Here is a 14,614-nt window from a genome sequence, read left to right as displayed (position 1 = left end):
TCAGAAGATTTTTAACTGGTTGTATCGATAGGTTGTGGTGCGCTTGCAACTTGATGAGCTACATTGAAATTCCATTGGCGACAAGTACGAAAACGATTTCGAGCTTGTTCTTTTAGCGTTTCATCAGCGGGCACAAAATCTATCAGATGCGAAAATTGGTTAGCAAAGTTGGGTACATCGCTAGTTAAATTAATTAAAACCGCTCGGCGGTTAGTGGGTGCTTGCCAACTAATTTCAACAGCAGCACCCTGTTTTGGACCCTCACCAATCAGGTTATGTGGTACAAAACTTGTCGGATCAAAAGCCCACAACATTTCATCTATGTTATGAGCGCTTTCTTGATCTTGAGTATAAATAAATACACGTTGATTTTGGCGGTAAAAGTAAGCAGCTTGCAAACAAGCATAATACAGATGTAACTGTTGCTCAGATACACCTGCTATTTTACTTTGCTCTTCAATGCTATAGAACATTGCTTGGGTTTGCATGACTTTATTCCGCGTAGTAATTCAGTAAGAGCTATTCGCCTTGTTCAGCGCCAGAACGATTTAGTAAAAATTGCGTTAACATGCTGACAGGTCGGCCTGTGGAACCTTTGTTCTTACCACCACGCCATGCAGTACCGGCAATGTCTAAATGTGCCCAATTATATTTTTTGGTAAACTTAGATAAGAAACAAGCTGCGGTAATTGTTCCCGCTTCTTTACCGCCTAAGTTGGTAAAATCAGCAAATGGGCTTTCAAGTTGATCTTGATAGTCGTCCCATAAAGGCATACGCCAAGCGCGGTCGCCACTTTGTTCAGAAGCATTTAATAACTCATGGGCAAGTGGGTTGTGGCTACTTAGTAAGCCAGTTGCATGTGCGCCTAAAGCAACAACACAGGCACCTGTTAAAGTGGCAACATCGATAACAAGCTCAGGGTCAAAGCGTTCAACATAGGTTAATGCGTCACACAATACTAATCGACCTTCAGCATCAGTATTTAATACTTCAACTGTTTGGCCCGACATAGTCGTTAAAATGTCACCTGGGCGATAAGCGTTACTGCTTGGCATGTTTTCACAGCCAGCTAAAACACCAATAACATTAATCGGTAAGTTTAATTCAGCAAGTGAATGCATAGCGCCTAACACACCGGCGGCACCGCCCATGTCATATTTCATTTCATCCATGCCTGCGCCTGGTTTTAATGAAATACCACCACTGTCAAAAGTTAAACCTTTACCGACTAATACCAATGGCTTCGAATCATCACCAGCGCCATTATATTTAATAATGCTCATTAACGACTCATTTACTGAACCACGGCCGACAGCTAAATATGAGCCCATGCCGAGTTCTTCCATTTCTTTCTCGTCAACTACTTGAGTCGTTACGTTGTCGTAATCGTTATCAAGAATTTGTGCCTGTTCAGCTAAATAAGCTGGATTACAAATGTTTGGCGGCATATTAGCAACGTTCTTACAGGTAGTAATACCTTCAGAAACAGCTAAACCATGGCTAATTGCACGTTCACCAATCGGTAATTCACGACGAGTAGGAACATTAAAAACAATTTTACGTAACGGGCGACGTGGCTCTTCTTTACGTGTTTTTAAACTATTAAAGCTGTATAAACAGTCTTGCGTTGCTTCGATAGCTTGACGCACTTTCCAATAAGTATCGCGACCTTTAACATGCAATTCAGATAAGAAACATACCGCTTCCATTGAACCAGTTTCATTTAAGGTATTAATTGTTTTGCTGATAATTTGGCGATATTGGCGTTCGTCTAATTCACGCTCTTTACCACAGCCAACTAATAGTACGCGCTCGCTGAGAATATTCGGTACGTGATGCAATAACAGCATTTGTCCAGATTTTCCTTCAAGGTCGCCGCGACGAAGTAAATTGCTAATATAGCCTTCACTGATTTCGTCTAGTTGCTCAGCGATTGCCGACAAACGACGTGGCTCGAAAACACCGACGACAATACAGGCGCTGCGTTGCTTTTCCGGACTACCACTTTTTACACTGAACTCCATGAGGTCTCCTAATTTTGACTCAAATGCGTATATTTTATTGTAATTATACTATTTAACTTGCTAAAAACAGTAAATAATCGCTAAGCTTACTTTTAAATCTATTCGGCTAAAGGCTATAATTATAGCCGGATTGAACAGCGTTACCCGAGAAGCTTATATTTTAATTACTGCTGAAAATAACAAGTTTACTGAAAAAATGCCGGTATGTCAGAAAAAAACCATGTTTTATAGAAAGTTTTTATAGGATCACTTTGTGATTATATTTCGTTATTTGCTTAAAGAAGTTGCTAAAACCGAACTTGCGGTATTTCTCGTCATTATGACGATATTTATCAGCAATAAATTCGTCCGTGTGCTTGATGACGCTTCAGAAGGTGGCATTCCGGGTCATCTAGTAATGACATTCATTGCTTTGAAAATACCTGATCTCGCTGGAATGATTCTGCCATTAAGCTTTTTTCTCGGCGTACTGCTAGCCTATGGCCGCATTTATGCTGATAACGAAATGACAATACTACATGCCTGTGGTGTTAGTGAATGGTACGTGGTGCGCGTGACCTTAATTCTAGGCTTTGTAACTGCGATGATTACTGGTATTTTTACCTTGTATTTATCGCCAATGGCAAATGAGTATGAATATCAAGTAAGAGAACAAATAGCTGCAGACTCTGGTTTGAGTTCGTTAATCGCTGGCCGTTTTCAAGCCACAGGTAATAAAAAGGCGGTGGTGTTTATTCATGACAAAAATCGTCAAGACAATACCTTTGAAAAGGTTTTTGTTGCCCAATTACCAGATGAAGATAAACCGAATTCTAGCGTTATTGACTCAAGCCTAGTGTATGCAAAAAATGGCCAAGTCGTTGAAGATGAAAGTGGTACACAACGGTTAATATTGTCTGAAGGTACTCGTTATCAAAACGATATTGAAAATAAGCAGTTTCGCCAAGTGGCGTTTGATAAATACTACATTCAAATTCAAGACCAAAAAGTTGCTCATAAAAGACGAAAGCTCAGTGCTATACCAACTAAAGAGCTTTATCAAGAGAATACCCCAGAGGCTAGCGCAGAAAGCCAGTGGCGTATTGCCTTTCCGTTAGCCTGTATTATTATGACATTAGTGGCTGTGCCATTAAGTGTAGTGAACCCACGCCAAGGTAAATTTGGCAAAATGTTACCCGCTTTATTACTGTTTCTAAGTTACTTTTTATTATTAACCGCTATTCGTTCTGGCATTGAAAAAGGCACGATACCGCAGTTAATGGGTTTATGGCCAGTACATTTTATTGTCTTGCTATTGGGTTTTAGTTTATTAGCAAAAGGACGGAAGGGCGGTAAAAAGCTGCAAGCAATGCTGCCGAAAAAGTCACACAAGGAGGCAACGACATAATGCGTATTTTAGATATGTATATAGGCCGTATTATTGCTTCTACGACATTTTTAACTTTATCGGTGTTTGTCAGCTTAAGCGGTATCATTAAATTTGTTGAGCAAATGAAATCTGTCGGTAGAGGTAATTATGACTTGGCTCATGCTGCACTCTATGTGCTTTATGCTATACCGCAAGATGTTTCATTGTTTTTTCCTATGTCGGCGCTCATTGGCGGTTTAATCGGTATGGGCATGATGGCGAGTAATAGTGAGCTGGTGGTTATGCAAGCTGCTGGATTATCTCGACTCGATATTATCAAATCAGTGATGAAATCAGCATTGTTACTTATTGTTGTTAGCATGGCAGTTGGTGAATGGTTAGCACCGCAAGGTGAAGCTGCAGCTAGGCAAGTGCGTGCACAAGCAATCTCAGGCGGTAGCCTAATTTCTTCATCTGGCGGCACTTGGGCAAAAGATGGCGATTACTTTGTCCATATCGGCGAAGTACAAGACCAAGGTTCATTGAAAAACATCCAGATTTATCGTTTTAACAATCAACTTAAATTGTCGAGTTGGGTTTCTGCTAAAAGCGCTGTTTACCAGAAAGAAGCTTGGCAGTTGCGTGATGTCGTAGAAACAACTATTACCAAGAAAAAAGTGACAAAAGAAAGCCAACCGATTATGTCGTGGACATCAACATTAACGCCAGATAAGTTAGGTGTAGTAACTGTTAAGCCTGAATCTTTGTCTTTACGCGGTTTAAATGAGTATTTAGGGTATTTAGAGGCAAACAAACAAGACCCAAGCCGTTATTTATTAGCATTTTGGCGTAAAGTTGCTCAGCCAATGACCCTAGCTGTGATGTTATTAGTGGCATTATCGTTTATTTTTGGTCCGTTACGTTCGGTGTCTATGGGTGCAAGAATTATGATGGGTGTTGCGACAGGAATACTATTTTTTGTTGTTAATGAAGTATTAGGTTCGTTGAGCTTGGTTTATCAGTTACCAGCCATTTTTGGTGCTTTTATGCCCAGTATTATCTTTGTTAGCGTCGCACTTTATTTTCTGAAAAAACGCGCTAGTTAGTCGCGCGTTTTATTTGCTTAAATAACACTAAATTACTTTTTTCGAGAACATATTTGCAATAATTTAGTGTTGGTAATCTATAACCTACCGCGATTTTCCTCTAGCGTCAGTAACACCACTTCGGTACCCGTTAAGCGGTCTTGTAAACTTAACTTGTTCCTTCTATCAAATAACACTGCAAAATTACCCAAGCCTAGTAGTGTAGGCAATAATCGTTTAATTGCCGTGGTTTTAGTTATTCTAGTACCATCTTGGTTCTGTACTCTAACTCGCCATGCCTTCATTCCTAATGTTTGACCACTTTTAGACCAAAACCAAACAAAGAAAAATGACACCCAACTAAGCTTCCAAAGTTCATTTGGCCATTTCAACCATGATGTATGAGTAATGGTATCGCTTAAATGATCATAGCCTTGGTAATCAAAAACACCGAAACGTACCATGAGTGAAATAATTAAAAATGACGCGGCTCCCGCAGTCATGTAAACGGCAATTGCAACTAAACCATCATATAACCATGAGGCTATACGGCGTCTAAAACCGGCACGAGGAGATGTTTCATGAGTAGTCGGTGACATAAGCGTTTCAGTAAAAATATTTTCGCTAGTTTAGCAAAGCACAAATAAAAGTATATGTGAGATACAAACTTTTAACAGATATTCTCTTATAGTAGTATGTACTTGGTATCAGCTTTAATGGATATTTCAATAATTGAGCGAAGGAATATGGAGGTAAAACAATGAATATTTTCCCTGCGCATGGCACCGTAAACATTGTTACAGAGGGTAATTTGATACTTATAGAAGCTAAAGGCCTTTGGAATATCGAGTATCTGGACCTCCTACATAAAGAACTGATTAAAGCTGTTTCTCAAGTCGATAAAAATAATTACGCAGCATTAATAACCCTCAGCGGGGAGGCGATCAGTGTCGATGAAGGTTTTGAATATCACTTAAACTTTATTCGTCAAGGAAATATTAAGGCAGTAGCACTAAACCTTGCTAATTGTACTACAGCTCCATTAACGAAAAGCATGTGTACTAAGTTATATCGAGCTGCCGACATTAAACATGCAATTTTTGATAATAACCATGATGCAAGGTTATGGCTAGAAAATGAGTTGAAACACCCACCTACAACATCAAAATGAGTAAATAAACACCAGTCGGACGATATAAATAGAAAAACTATTGCTAAGCATGATTTTTTTCGTATAATGCCTGCCTCATCATTGATGTTTACATTAATGATGTTATAGCAAGGTAATGCCAGCGTGGTGAAATTGGTATACACGGGGGATTCAAAATCCCCTGTCGCGAGACGTGTCGGTTCGAGTCCGACCGCTGGTACCATTACTCTTTTATTATAAAAGGCTATAACAGAGAAAACCGACATCAATGTCGGTTTTTTTGTATCTAGAATTTGGTGTTATTTCAGTTGTCCATCATTATGCCTGTTGTACACGTGCAATTTGGTTTTCTACATCGATTAGCTGGCCTGTTTTTAGCCAAATTTTCGCGCCATTTTTCCCAGCTTTCAAACTCATACTTTTATTAATAGGCAGTCGTGCCCAGCTGTGTTTTGTTAGTTGGTCTTGTTGTTCAGTAATATCACCTTCAAGCACAAAAAATTCAGCGCCGCCTAGTGGTGAAATGTCCAAGCTTGCATCGGCATCGAAGTGTAATAGTGACACTTCTTCAATAGCATCTTTGTATAACGGCGTTATTTGAATATTAGTATGCTCAGGCATAGCGACCTTGCCCATCGCGTTCATTTGTAGACGAACGTGTGTTCTGTCTTCGGGTTGGAATTGCCATAGTTTAACCATAATTACACAGCCAGCTTCTGAGCTAGGTGTGTGGCTAGACTCTGGCGGATTACGAATATAGGAACCAGCAGGGAAGTCACCATGTTCATCTTGAAATACACCGTCAAGAACAATAAATTCCTCCCCGCCGGTATGTACATGTGGTGAAAAGGCACTACCCGGCGCATAACGAACAATGCTGGTTGCCCTAGCAACTTCACCGCCAACACGCTCAAGTGCACGTCTGTCTACACCTATCATGGGGGATGCAACCCAAGGTAAGGTAGTGCTGTGTACTATTTCTCGTTTACTAAAGTCGGCGGCAATTTTCATCTGATTTCCTATTCTTCAATTTTTCAGTTTTAGTCAGTGTTAACTAAGTAGTAACTAAGTAGTAGCTAAGTAGTAGCTAAGTAGTAGTTAAGTAGTAGTTAAGTGCTAGCTAAGCCTTAGCTAAGTATTAGTTACGCGGCAATACTCGGGCGGTTAGCAATACGTGCTTGCCAAGCAATTAAGTTAGTTAATTCACTTGGGAGAGTAATTTGTGCAAACCCAGCAAACACTAGACCAGTATGCAAAGTGATGTCGGCAACAGTAAACACGTCTCCCGCTAAATAACTATTTTTTGCTAATACAGTATCGAAGTAAGCTAAACCTGATAATGCTTTTTCTAATTGTTTTTTACCCCAGGCTTTATTTTGATATGTTTCAAGTGCTGGGCCTAATCCATCTGTTGCATGATGAAAATAGGTCGCGACTGCATCGAGTACCATCGACTCTGCACGGCGTTGCATCATACTAATAATTGCACGATCTTTAGCCGTGTTACCCGTAAGTGATGGGCCAGAAAATTTATGATCAATATATTCAATAATAGCTGAACATTCAGCAATAAAAGTTCCGTCTTCAAGCTCTAAAATTGGCACACCACCTGCGGGGTTTTTCGCTAAGAATTCGGCCGTACGATGTTCTCCATTCATTAAGTCTACGGGAATAAATGTTGCTTTGTCAGTGGCATTTTTTTCAGCTAATGCAATACGAACCCGCAGTGGGTTGGGGAAGTTCTCAACGTCATAAATTTTCATAGTACTCTCACTTTATTGGTTAATGATGTTTGAACAATGTTTTCTACTGTTTGCTCAAACAAAGCTTTAGTGTTAATTCATCTAATATGATTAATCTATCTACTGGTAGGTAGGTTAATGTGAGATACTAATATAGTCAATGTTTTTTGCTTTCTAAAGCATCAGCATTTTGACTGGATGAATTTTAAAGTAAATAAATTAATAGCTTATAGCTATATTTTTTACAGTTAAACTATTGTTGAGGTTAATTTATTTAGCTACTGATAGGTGCTCCTAAGTGTATAATGTTTCTTGTCAGGCCATTTCTAGTCATAGATAATTGGCTTAAGTAATTAAGGGCAAGTTTTATGACGAAAAAACAAGAGCTTCTACAAATAGCACAAAACAAAGTGCGTGAAGGGGGTTATAACAACTTTAGCTTCAGAGAGTTAGCTAAAGATGTTGGGATAAAAAGTGCCAGCGTGCATTATCATTTTCCAACGAAAGCAGATTTGGGTGCAGAGCTTGCTAAACAATACACAGATGATTTTATGAGTGCTTTAGGTGAGCCTAAGGCACATATAGCCTCAGGTAAAAATCCGCTTAGTATTTATACCGAACAATTTAGACACGCGTTATATCAAGATAAAAAAATGTGCTTATGTGGCTTGTTAGGTGCAGAGTCTGATGTTTTACCTGAGCTTGTTCGAACTGAAATTAAACGTTTTTTTAATAAGAATTTAGCATGGCTTGAACAAGCTTATTTATCGATCAATGCCGACGATGCACTAGTGGCTAAGCAACAAGCCATTAATAGTATATCCCTGCTTGAAGGTGCAATGATGATCAGCATTGCTATCGAAGATAATAGCGTATTTGAAAATGCGGCTGAGCATTTACTTCGTTAAAGTATGGAATGTTGCAATAGAAAAGTATCAACAGCAAGCTATAATATGAGTAGCATAAAAATGAACAAATATGCAAACCCATAATCTGGCGGATATCCCATTAATATTTTGTTAATTTTTAACACTATGATTAACGACCCAATTTTGTATACTTAAGCTAACTTATATAATAATGCCACTTTTCCATTAGATGGAAATTTTAGTATGGTGTTTTCGGTTTGAATGCAAGGAAGGTCATTGGAAGAATTTTTAGCACAATTAAGGCAACGGCAAGTATTTAAAGTTGCGACAATTTATGCTGTTTCTGCGTGGCCGTTGATTCAAATTGCTGACTTGGCGGTACCTGCTTTAGGTTTACCAGATAGCGTGATGACCTTACTGCTAAAAATTTTTATTGCCGGCTTTCCGGTAAGCTTAATTTTTGCGTGGCTTTTTAACTTTACAAACAAAGGCATCGTACGTGCTGAATCAGCCAATAGTAGCGAAGGAACTAATAACGTAAATTTAAGAACAACGCTTACCGTTGCAGGCAGTTTAATCTTAGCATTAGCTGTAACGTTATTAAGTCAGTTGTTTTTCTCAACCCCGCAAGTGCTCATTGAGCCAATTGCTCCACCATTAAATGAATTATCACGACAGATCGACCAAGAAAACGCCCTGAAAAGTAATAAAGAATCTATCGCTATTTTACCCTTCGTAGCACTTAGTTCTGATCCTGAAGACGAGTATTTTGCTGATGGCATGGTTGAAGAGTTATTAAATCTATTAGCAAAAAATTCAGAATTACAGGTAGCTGCTAGAACATCTTCTTTCGCTTATAAAAATGTTACTAAAAAAACAATTCCAGAAATTGGTCGTGAACTTGGTGTTGATACCATTTTAGAGGGTAGTATTCGTAAAAATGATACAAATAATAAAATAAGGGTGACGGCTCAGTTAATAAAAGTATCAACAGGTGAACACATTTGGTCTGAGACTTATGACCGTGAATATCGAGATGTTTTTCAAATCCAGGACGAAATTGCTAACGCTGTGGTTGATAAGCTCAAAGTAACGTTATTAGGCAAGCCTATTAGTGAAGCTCATGATAAAGGCACTAACAGTATTAATGCAATGGTGGCCTACGGAAAAGGACAAAAGGAGCTTGCACATCGCACAGCAGCTTCGCTAACCAAAGCATTATCGCACTTTCAGGCTGCGGTAGCTGCTGACGATGAATATGCAAGAGCTTATATTGGCGTAGCTAATGCCAATGTTCTTTTAGCTTTGTATGGCACTTTACCTAAAGAAGAAGCAAACAAAAATGCACAAGCGGCAATTGATAAAGCCTTTAGTCTTGATGCTCAACTGGTAGATGCACATGCTACACAAGGTTTATTATTTAGTTCAACTAACAGAGATAAGGCCGAAGCTTCTTTTAAGCAAGCGATAGATTTAAATCCTAACTTTGCCATGACGTATATGTGGTACGGCTCATTTGTACAAAAAAATGGCGATATTGCTGGTGCTCATAAACTATTTGAACAAGCCTTCGAGCTTGACCCTCAATCACCTGTTGCAGCCTACAATGTTGCTTGGTGCTATTACCAAGAAGGAAATGAAGGTAAGGCGATGACATTGTTTTCGCAAATAATAGCCAATGATCCTTATTATCCTGGGGCTTATAACCTAGCAGGTGATATTTTGAGAACGCGTGGGCGGCTTGATGAATCGCTAGAAATGTATGAAAGAGCACTGCAAGTTGATTCAGGTAATAAAGGGGCGATAAAAGGCTTGCTATTGGCCAATATGGACATGAATAATCAAGAGGATACTCAACAATGGTTTACCTATCTTAATGATCATACAGACTTGTTTTCTAAAGAAGATGTTATTTTTTTACAGTCACGTTTTGCTGCCAGTAAAGGAAAAAATGAGCAAGCATTGGCGCTATTAGAACAAGTTGAATTTGATGAGCCTCGTGAGAGTATGAGCTTATATGTTGCCGGAGAAATTGCTTTTTACCGGGAGAACTATCCGCAAGCTATCACAGCTTACGAGCAATTATTTACAATAGATAAAGAAAATATGGATTACCGTTATCGCTTTGCTGACGGACAAGCTGCATTGCATTTATCTTATGCCTATCAACAATTAGAGCAAACAGCAAAAGTGAACGCACTTATTTCAAACTTTGAGCAGTACTTACTCAAAAAAATAAATAATAGTAGTAATAAGCCAGAAATTTTCTACAACATGACGTTAATCAAAGCGTTGCAAAATGATGATGGAGAAGCTTATAGTTTTTTTCAAAGTGCTATAGATTCCGGATGGGTCCAAACATGGAAAGTAGGCACTGAGCCGATATTGTCAGCATTATCAAAAACTCAGCGTTTTAAGCAAATGTTTGGTGGCGTTAGCGCTCGTCTTGAAAATATGAAGTTACGTGTTAAAGAGCAAGGTAGTTTTTTACTGGTAGATAACCTCTGAAATTACGATCAATTTAATGCAAAATATTGGTTATTAATTTAATGCCCCTAACATTGTGTTAGTAGTACCAATAGGCTGCTCAGCTTCGGTTATTGCTGTAACCACTGCCACTGCACTAACACCAGTATTCCATACTTCTGCTAAGCGTTGCTGGTTAATACCACCAATAGCAACAACGGGAATATTATTAGCTAAAGCTAATAAATATTGCAGGTTGTCTACTCCTTGAATTTGTCCTGTCATATCCTTAGTTTTAGTGGGAAATATTGCACCAACAGCGAGATAAGATGGCTGTAATTGTTGTGCTAAAAGAAACTCATAGCAGCCGTGTGTACTAATACCTAATCGTAAACCCGCAGCGGAAATAGCGGCTAAGTCAGCTTGTGCTAAATCTTCTTGCCCGATATGTACGCCGTATGCGCCATGTTTAATTGCTAGCTGCCAGTAATCGTTAATAAATAATCGACATGAGTATTTTTTTGCTAAGGTCACTGCTTTTTTGATGATGACATCAAGCTCTTCATTACTTTTATTTTTAATACGTAATTGTATAATTTTAATACTTAAAGGCAGTAAGCGCTCTAACCATTCGATTGAGTCGATCACGGGATATAAACCAAGTCGCTCATGCTTTGCTAAATTTAATGTCTGAAAGGCAGATAAGCAAAGGTGTTTATCGCTGAGTGAAGCCATTACTGTTGGAAAATAACTCGCCTGACTCGGCCAATCCCTTTGCTCGAATGCGCCATAATAGCGACTAGCAATATCTTTATTTGTTGAAGCTTCACGTCTAGCTTGTTGCTCTTGTTGTGAGAAGGTTAAGCCTTGGTTAATATAGGCTTTAGTTAAAGTGAAAGCATCTCTTAGCAAATAATCGTGAGCGAGAAAGCAAGCAAGGGCACTGGCAAAGCTACAGCCGCCGCCATGACTATGACTAGTCTCGATATAAGAAGACTTTAGCTGGTAGCTTTGCAAGTCATTACTCACTAATTTCTGTACGCAAGTATCAAGGCAATATTTGCTTACATCAGCATTTTTTTTATCATTAATGTCATCTTGGTGACCGCCTTTAACGATCACGGCATTACAGCCCAAGTTCATTATTTTTTTACTTATCGCTATATTGTCGTTTTCAGTGCAACTATCGATAAGTTTGCTGAGTTGTTTTGCCTCAATAAGGTTGGGAGTCATAACGTCTATCAACGGCATTAATGGCAGCAATGCATCGGTGTGAATAGTAGATAAACTCCCGCCAACACTGGCTTGGCCGACGGGATCATAAACAACGATCAGCTTTGTTATTTGCTGTTTTAACTCTGACAACAAACGAATCAGCCAACTGAGTTGTTCACTATTGGCAATTAAGCCTATTTTTATCGCGCTTGGTGGTTTATCAAAACGTAGCGCCTTTGCTTGCTCTGCTAATATTGTAACTTCGGTAGGGTTTATCGATAAAAGTTTAGTGGAGTTTTGTACGGTATTCGCGGTAATTAAATGGCAAACCTCCACATCAAGGTGATGAGCTGTTTTTATATCTGCTGCGATGCCTGCGCCTCCCGAGCAGTCAGCACCAGAAATGGTCCAAAGAATAGGCTTAGGTTTTTTAGTGGTTATTTTTGTTTCAAGTTTTATCATTAGCTATGCTCAGGCTGGTGCCAAAATGGCGTATCTAAGGTTGGCGTACTCGGATGAGCGGTTTGACGTTCAGGCATAGTGCCAGCGATATAAGCACTTTCTCCAGCTGAAATAGCGCTAGCAAATGCTTTCGCCATTAGCACGGGGTTATCGGCAAGTGCAACGGCACTATTAAGTAAAACACCATCAAAACCCATCTCCATGGCGATGCAAGCATCTGATGGCTTACCGATACCTGCATCTAAAATCAAGGTTGCATCGGGTAGGCGTGAACGAATACTAGCCAAATTATAAGGGTTCATCAGCCCTTTGCCTGTGCCAATGGGTGATGCCCAAGGCATAATTACTTGGCAGCCAAGTGCATATAAACGCTGACAAATGACTAAATCATCAGTGCAATAAGGTAGTACTTTAAAACCATCGGCGAGTAATTGCTCAGTGGCAATAAGTAATTCTATGGGATCCGGCTGTAAGTTATAGTCATCGCCAATCACTTCAAGTTTTATCCAATCGGTTTGAAATAACTCTCGACTCATTTTTGCTAAGGTGATTGCCTCTTTTGCATTTTTACATCCAGCCGTATTAGGCAGTAGGAAGCCTTGGTTTATTTTGACAATATCTTGAATATAGCGCCAAATTTTTTCACCTGATTGCTCAAGCGGGTTCTGTCGTTTCAGTGATAAAGTCACCACTTGTGAACCACTGGCGAGTATGGCTTGCTTCATCACTTCGGGTGACGGGTACAGCGCCGAGCCGATCAGTAATCGGCTGCTAAGCTGTTGGCCATAAATAGTTAAAGACATATGTTAGCCTCCAACAATAGGCAGTAGAATATCAATACTGTCGTCACTTTTTAGCACCGTATTAGCGTAATCACCTTTGCCAACAAAATCGCCATTAAGCGCTAAAGCAAAACTTTGTTGTCGCTGATTTTCAGGTAATGCTTTTACGAGTGCGGCTTGGATGCTTGTTGGTACTGAACAATCAGCTAATTCAACGGCGTCGCCGTTAATGTATATTTTCATTTTTTATCTCGCTAATCTTATCTTGTTAGTTTTATCTAAGCTCGGTGCGGATTTTTCACTGATAGGCAGTAAATGTGCGTATTGGTAACTTGCTGGCGTTCTATTTTGCGGAAACATTAAGTTATTAACATGTTCAAGTACTTGCGACAGCACGACAGGCGCAATTAAAAAGCCATGACGGTATAAACCATTGACTTGTATTAAGCCGTTTTGGCATAGTATTTTCGCTTGATTATCGCTAAAAGCAGGGCGAAGTTGACTAACATGTTGACGAATATTAGCTTCCGCAAAACCCGGATGAACACTATAAGCGGCGCTGAGTAACTCCATTGCCGAGCGTACTGTCATTGGGGCCGTATCGTCACTTTCAATTTCTGTTGCTCCAACAACAAAGTGTCCTTTACCTTTTGGCGCAATATAAAGTTGGTAACGTGGGTGCATCAATCTGACCGGCCTTGAAATATTAACTTCCGGGGCAAAAAGTTGGAACAACTCGCCCCTAACTGCGCGTAAATCATCCAATTCAGCATTTTTTATACGATCAGCTTTTGATGACTTTTTAGCGCCAACACCTCTGCAATCAATAATTAAATCAAATGATTGACTCACTTTTTGATTATTGCTCGTCCGACTATTTCTCGTTTGGTAAGTCACGTGACTTTTCTCTGTTGCAATCCTCGGTGTTACTTCAACCACTTCAGTTTGACAGCGCCAATCAACCCCTTCGTCATTTAATTGCTTTTGCAAAGCTATCAGTAACTTTCTATTACCAATTTGCCCTTCTTCTGGCAAATAAAGCGCTTGTGAAAATCGCCGTGCAAGTTCCGGCTCTAGTGCCGATAATTGCTGACGATTTAAGTGCTGTTGCTGATGGTCGTTGTAATTATTGGCCAAGAAACGCTTTAAACGATGATAGTCGCCAATATCTTGTTCATGACTCACCACTAACGAGCCCGTTTGTTGATAAAAGTTATAACCTGATAACGACTTAAGTAGCGTTGGCCAAAGTGATAATGAAGCAAAGCCCATTGCCACTATGTTTGCCGGACAGTGCATTGCCTCACCTAGCGGCGTTAATAATCCTGCTGCCGCATAGGCGGCACTTTGATGGCCATTTTTATGATCTTTGTCGAACAGAGTCACCTGATAGCCTTGTCGATTTAACGACAAAGCTGTCAGGCGGCCCATTAAGCCCGCGCCAATAATTGCGATTGTAGGCATAATGAT

14 protein-coding genes and 1 tRNA gene are annotated in these 14,614 nt (G+C 39.6%); 6 read left to right on the top strand and 9 right to left on the bottom strand.

Annotation, left to right across the window (positions count from 1 at the left end):
* Positions 1–11 precede the first annotated feature (11 nt).
* Both B7C41_RS08160 and pepA read right to left on the bottom strand, forming a co-directional pair.
* Positions 12–488 carry a DNA polymerase III subunit chi gene (locus tag B7C41_RS08160; protein ID WP_085298295.1) on the bottom strand — a complete coding sequence of 159 codons (477 nt, stop codon included), beginning with the start codon at positions 486–488 and terminating at the stop codon, positions 12–14.
* A 31-nt stretch (positions 489–519) separates the two neighbouring features.
* Positions 520–2,025, bottom strand: a complete 1,506-nt coding sequence (gene pepA / locus B7C41_RS08155; RefSeq protein ID WP_085298294.1) for a leucyl aminopeptidase — start codon at positions 2,023–2,025, stop codon at positions 520–522.
* 253 nt (positions 2,026–2,278) lie between these two features.
* Between pepA and lptF the strand changes: the two genes are divergently transcribed.
* Together lptF and lptG are read left to right on the top strand one after the other, a co-directional pair.
* Positions 2,279–3,412, top strand: a complete 1,134-nt coding sequence (gene lptF, locus B7C41_RS08150; protein WP_085298293.1) for an LPS export ABC transporter permease LptF — start codon at positions 2,279–2,281, stop codon at positions 3,410–3,412.
* Positions 3,409–4,479: an LPS export ABC transporter permease LptG gene (gene lptG, locus B7C41_RS08145; protein ID WP_143764332.1), complete on the top strand. Its 1,071-nt coding sequence runs from the start codon at positions 3,409–3,411 to the stop codon at positions 4,477–4,479. The genes lptF and lptG overlap by 4 nt, the downstream gene beginning before the upstream one ends.
* 77 nt (positions 4,480–4,556) lie before the next feature.
* On the opposite strand, the gene B7C41_RS08140 is transcribed toward lptG, so the two are convergent.
* The gene (locus B7C41_RS08140) at positions 4,557–5,057 is read right to left on the bottom strand and encodes an RDD family protein (protein WP_085298291.1); all 501 of its coding nucleotides are present in this window, start codon (positions 5,055–5,057) and stop codon (positions 4,557–4,559) included.
* Between the two features lie 161 nt (positions 5,058–5,218).
* Here B7C41_RS08140 and B7C41_RS08135 point away from each other — a divergent pair, with 161 nt between their 5' ends.
* Both B7C41_RS08135 and B7C41_RS08130 read left to right on the top strand, forming a co-directional pair.
* Positions 5,219–5,629 carry a hypothetical protein gene (locus B7C41_RS08135; RefSeq protein ID WP_085298290.1) on the top strand — a complete coding sequence of 137 codons (411 nt, stop codon included), beginning with the start codon at positions 5,219–5,221 and terminating at the stop codon, positions 5,627–5,629.
* Between the two features lie 117 nt (positions 5,630–5,746).
* Positions 5,747–5,831 (top strand) — tRNA-Leu (locus B7C41_RS08130).
* Positions 5,832–5,926: 95 nt separating this feature from the next.
* Here the strand turns inward: B7C41_RS08130 and B7C41_RS08125 are convergent.
* Positions 5,927–6,619, bottom strand: a complete 693-nt coding sequence (locus tag B7C41_RS08125; protein ID WP_085298289.1) for a cupin domain-containing protein — start codon at positions 6,617–6,619, stop codon at positions 5,927–5,929.
* A 131-nt stretch (positions 6,620–6,750) separates the two neighbouring features.
* Positions 6,751–7,371 (bottom strand): glutathione S-transferase family protein, encoded by a 621-nt coding sequence (locus B7C41_RS08120; protein ID WP_085298288.1) that lies wholly within the window; start codon positions 7,369–7,371, stop codon positions 6,751–6,753.
* Between the two features lie 347 nt (positions 7,372–7,718).
* On the opposite strand from B7C41_RS08120, the gene B7C41_RS08115 reads away from it, so the two are divergent.
* On the top strand, positions 7,719–8,258 hold the full coding sequence (locus B7C41_RS08115) for a TetR/AcrR family transcriptional regulator (protein WP_085298287.1): 540 nt from the start codon (positions 7,719–7,721) through the stop codon (positions 8,256–8,258).
* Positions 8,259–8,495: 237 nt separating this feature from the next.
* Positions 8,496–10,727, top strand: a complete 2,232-nt coding sequence (locus B7C41_RS08110) for a tetratricopeptide repeat protein (RefSeq protein WP_158089098.1) — start codon at positions 8,496–8,498, stop codon at positions 10,725–10,727.
* Positions 10,728–10,760: 33 nt separating this feature from the next.
* Here B7C41_RS08110 and thiE read toward each other — a convergent pair whose 3' ends face one another.
* From thiE to thiO, 4 genes are read right to left on the bottom strand one after another with little or no spacing between them, the layout of a single operon-like run.
* Positions 10,761–12,362 carry a thiamine phosphate synthase gene (thiE, locus tag B7C41_RS08105; protein ID WP_085298285.1) on the bottom strand — a complete coding sequence of 534 codons (1,602 nt, stop codon included), beginning with the start codon at positions 12,360–12,362 and terminating at the stop codon, positions 10,761–10,763.
* On the bottom strand, positions 12,362–13,165 hold the full coding sequence (locus B7C41_RS08100; RefSeq protein WP_085298284.1) for a thiazole synthase: 804 nt from the start codon (positions 13,163–13,165) through the stop codon (positions 12,362–12,364). Before B7C41_RS08100 ends, thiE begins: the two co-directional genes overlap by 1 nt.
* Positions 13,166–13,168: 3 nt before the next feature.
* Positions 13,169–13,387, bottom strand: coding sequence for a sulfur carrier protein ThiS (thiS, locus tag B7C41_RS08095; RefSeq protein WP_085298283.1), 219 nt, complete (start codon positions 13,385–13,387; stop codon positions 13,169–13,171).
* A 3-nt stretch (positions 13,388–13,390) separates the two neighbouring features.
* Positions 13,391–14,608 carry a glycine oxidase ThiO gene (gene thiO, locus B7C41_RS08090; RefSeq protein ID WP_085298282.1) on the bottom strand — a complete coding sequence of 406 codons (1,218 nt, stop codon included), beginning with the start codon at positions 14,606–14,608 and terminating at the stop codon, positions 13,391–13,393.
* Positions 14,609–14,614: the final 6 nt, after the last annotated feature.

This window comes from Cognaticolwellia mytili, from assembly GCF_002104475.1.
Lineage (GTDB): Bacteria > Pseudomonadota > Gammaproteobacteria > Enterobacterales > Alteromonadaceae > Cognaticolwellia > Cognaticolwellia mytili.
This window is presented reverse-complemented; position numbering and strand designations above follow the sequence as displayed.

Bases quoted from the DNA above. Each gene is read 5' to 3' on its own strand.
- B7C41_RS08100 (WP_085298284.1), bottom strand. From the start codon at position 13,165: ATGTCTTTAACTATTTATGGCCAACAGCTTAGCAGCCGATTACTGATC.
- B7C41_RS08125 (WP_085298289.1), bottom strand. From the start codon at position 6,619: ATGAAAATTGCCGCCGACTTTAGTAAACGAGAAATAGTACACAGCACT.
- thiS (WP_085298283.1), bottom strand. From the start codon at position 13,387: ATGAAAATATACATTAACGGCGACGCCGTTGAATTAGCTGATTGTTCA.
- thiE (WP_085298285.1), bottom strand. From the start codon at position 12,362: ATGATAAAACTTGAAACAAAAATAACCACTAAAAAACCTAAGCCTATT.
- B7C41_RS08120 (WP_085298288.1), bottom strand. From the start codon at position 7,371: ATGAAAATTTATGACGTTGAGAACTTCCCCAACCCACTGCGGGTTCGT.
- B7C41_RS08140 (WP_085298291.1), bottom strand. From the start codon at position 5,057: ATGTCACCGACTACTCATGAAACATCTCCTCGTGCCGGTTTTAGACGC.
- B7C41_RS08160 (WP_085298295.1), bottom strand. From the start codon at position 488: ATGCAAACCCAAGCAATGTTCTATAGCATTGAAGAGCAAAGTAAAATA.
- B7C41_RS08135 (WP_085298290.1), top strand. From the start codon at position 5,219: ATGAATATTTTCCCTGCGCATGGCACCGTAAACATTGTTACAGAGGGT.
- pepA (WP_085298294.1), bottom strand. From the start codon at position 2,025: ATGGAGTTCAGTGTAAAAAGTGGTAGTCCGGAAAAGCAACGCAGCGCC.
- B7C41_RS08115 (WP_085298287.1), top strand. From the start codon at position 7,719: ATGACGAAAAAACAAGAGCTTCTACAAATAGCACAAAACAAAGTGCGT.
- thiO (WP_085298282.1), bottom strand. From the start codon at position 14,608: ATGCCTACAATCGCAATTATTGGCGCGGGCTTAATGGGCCGCCTGACA.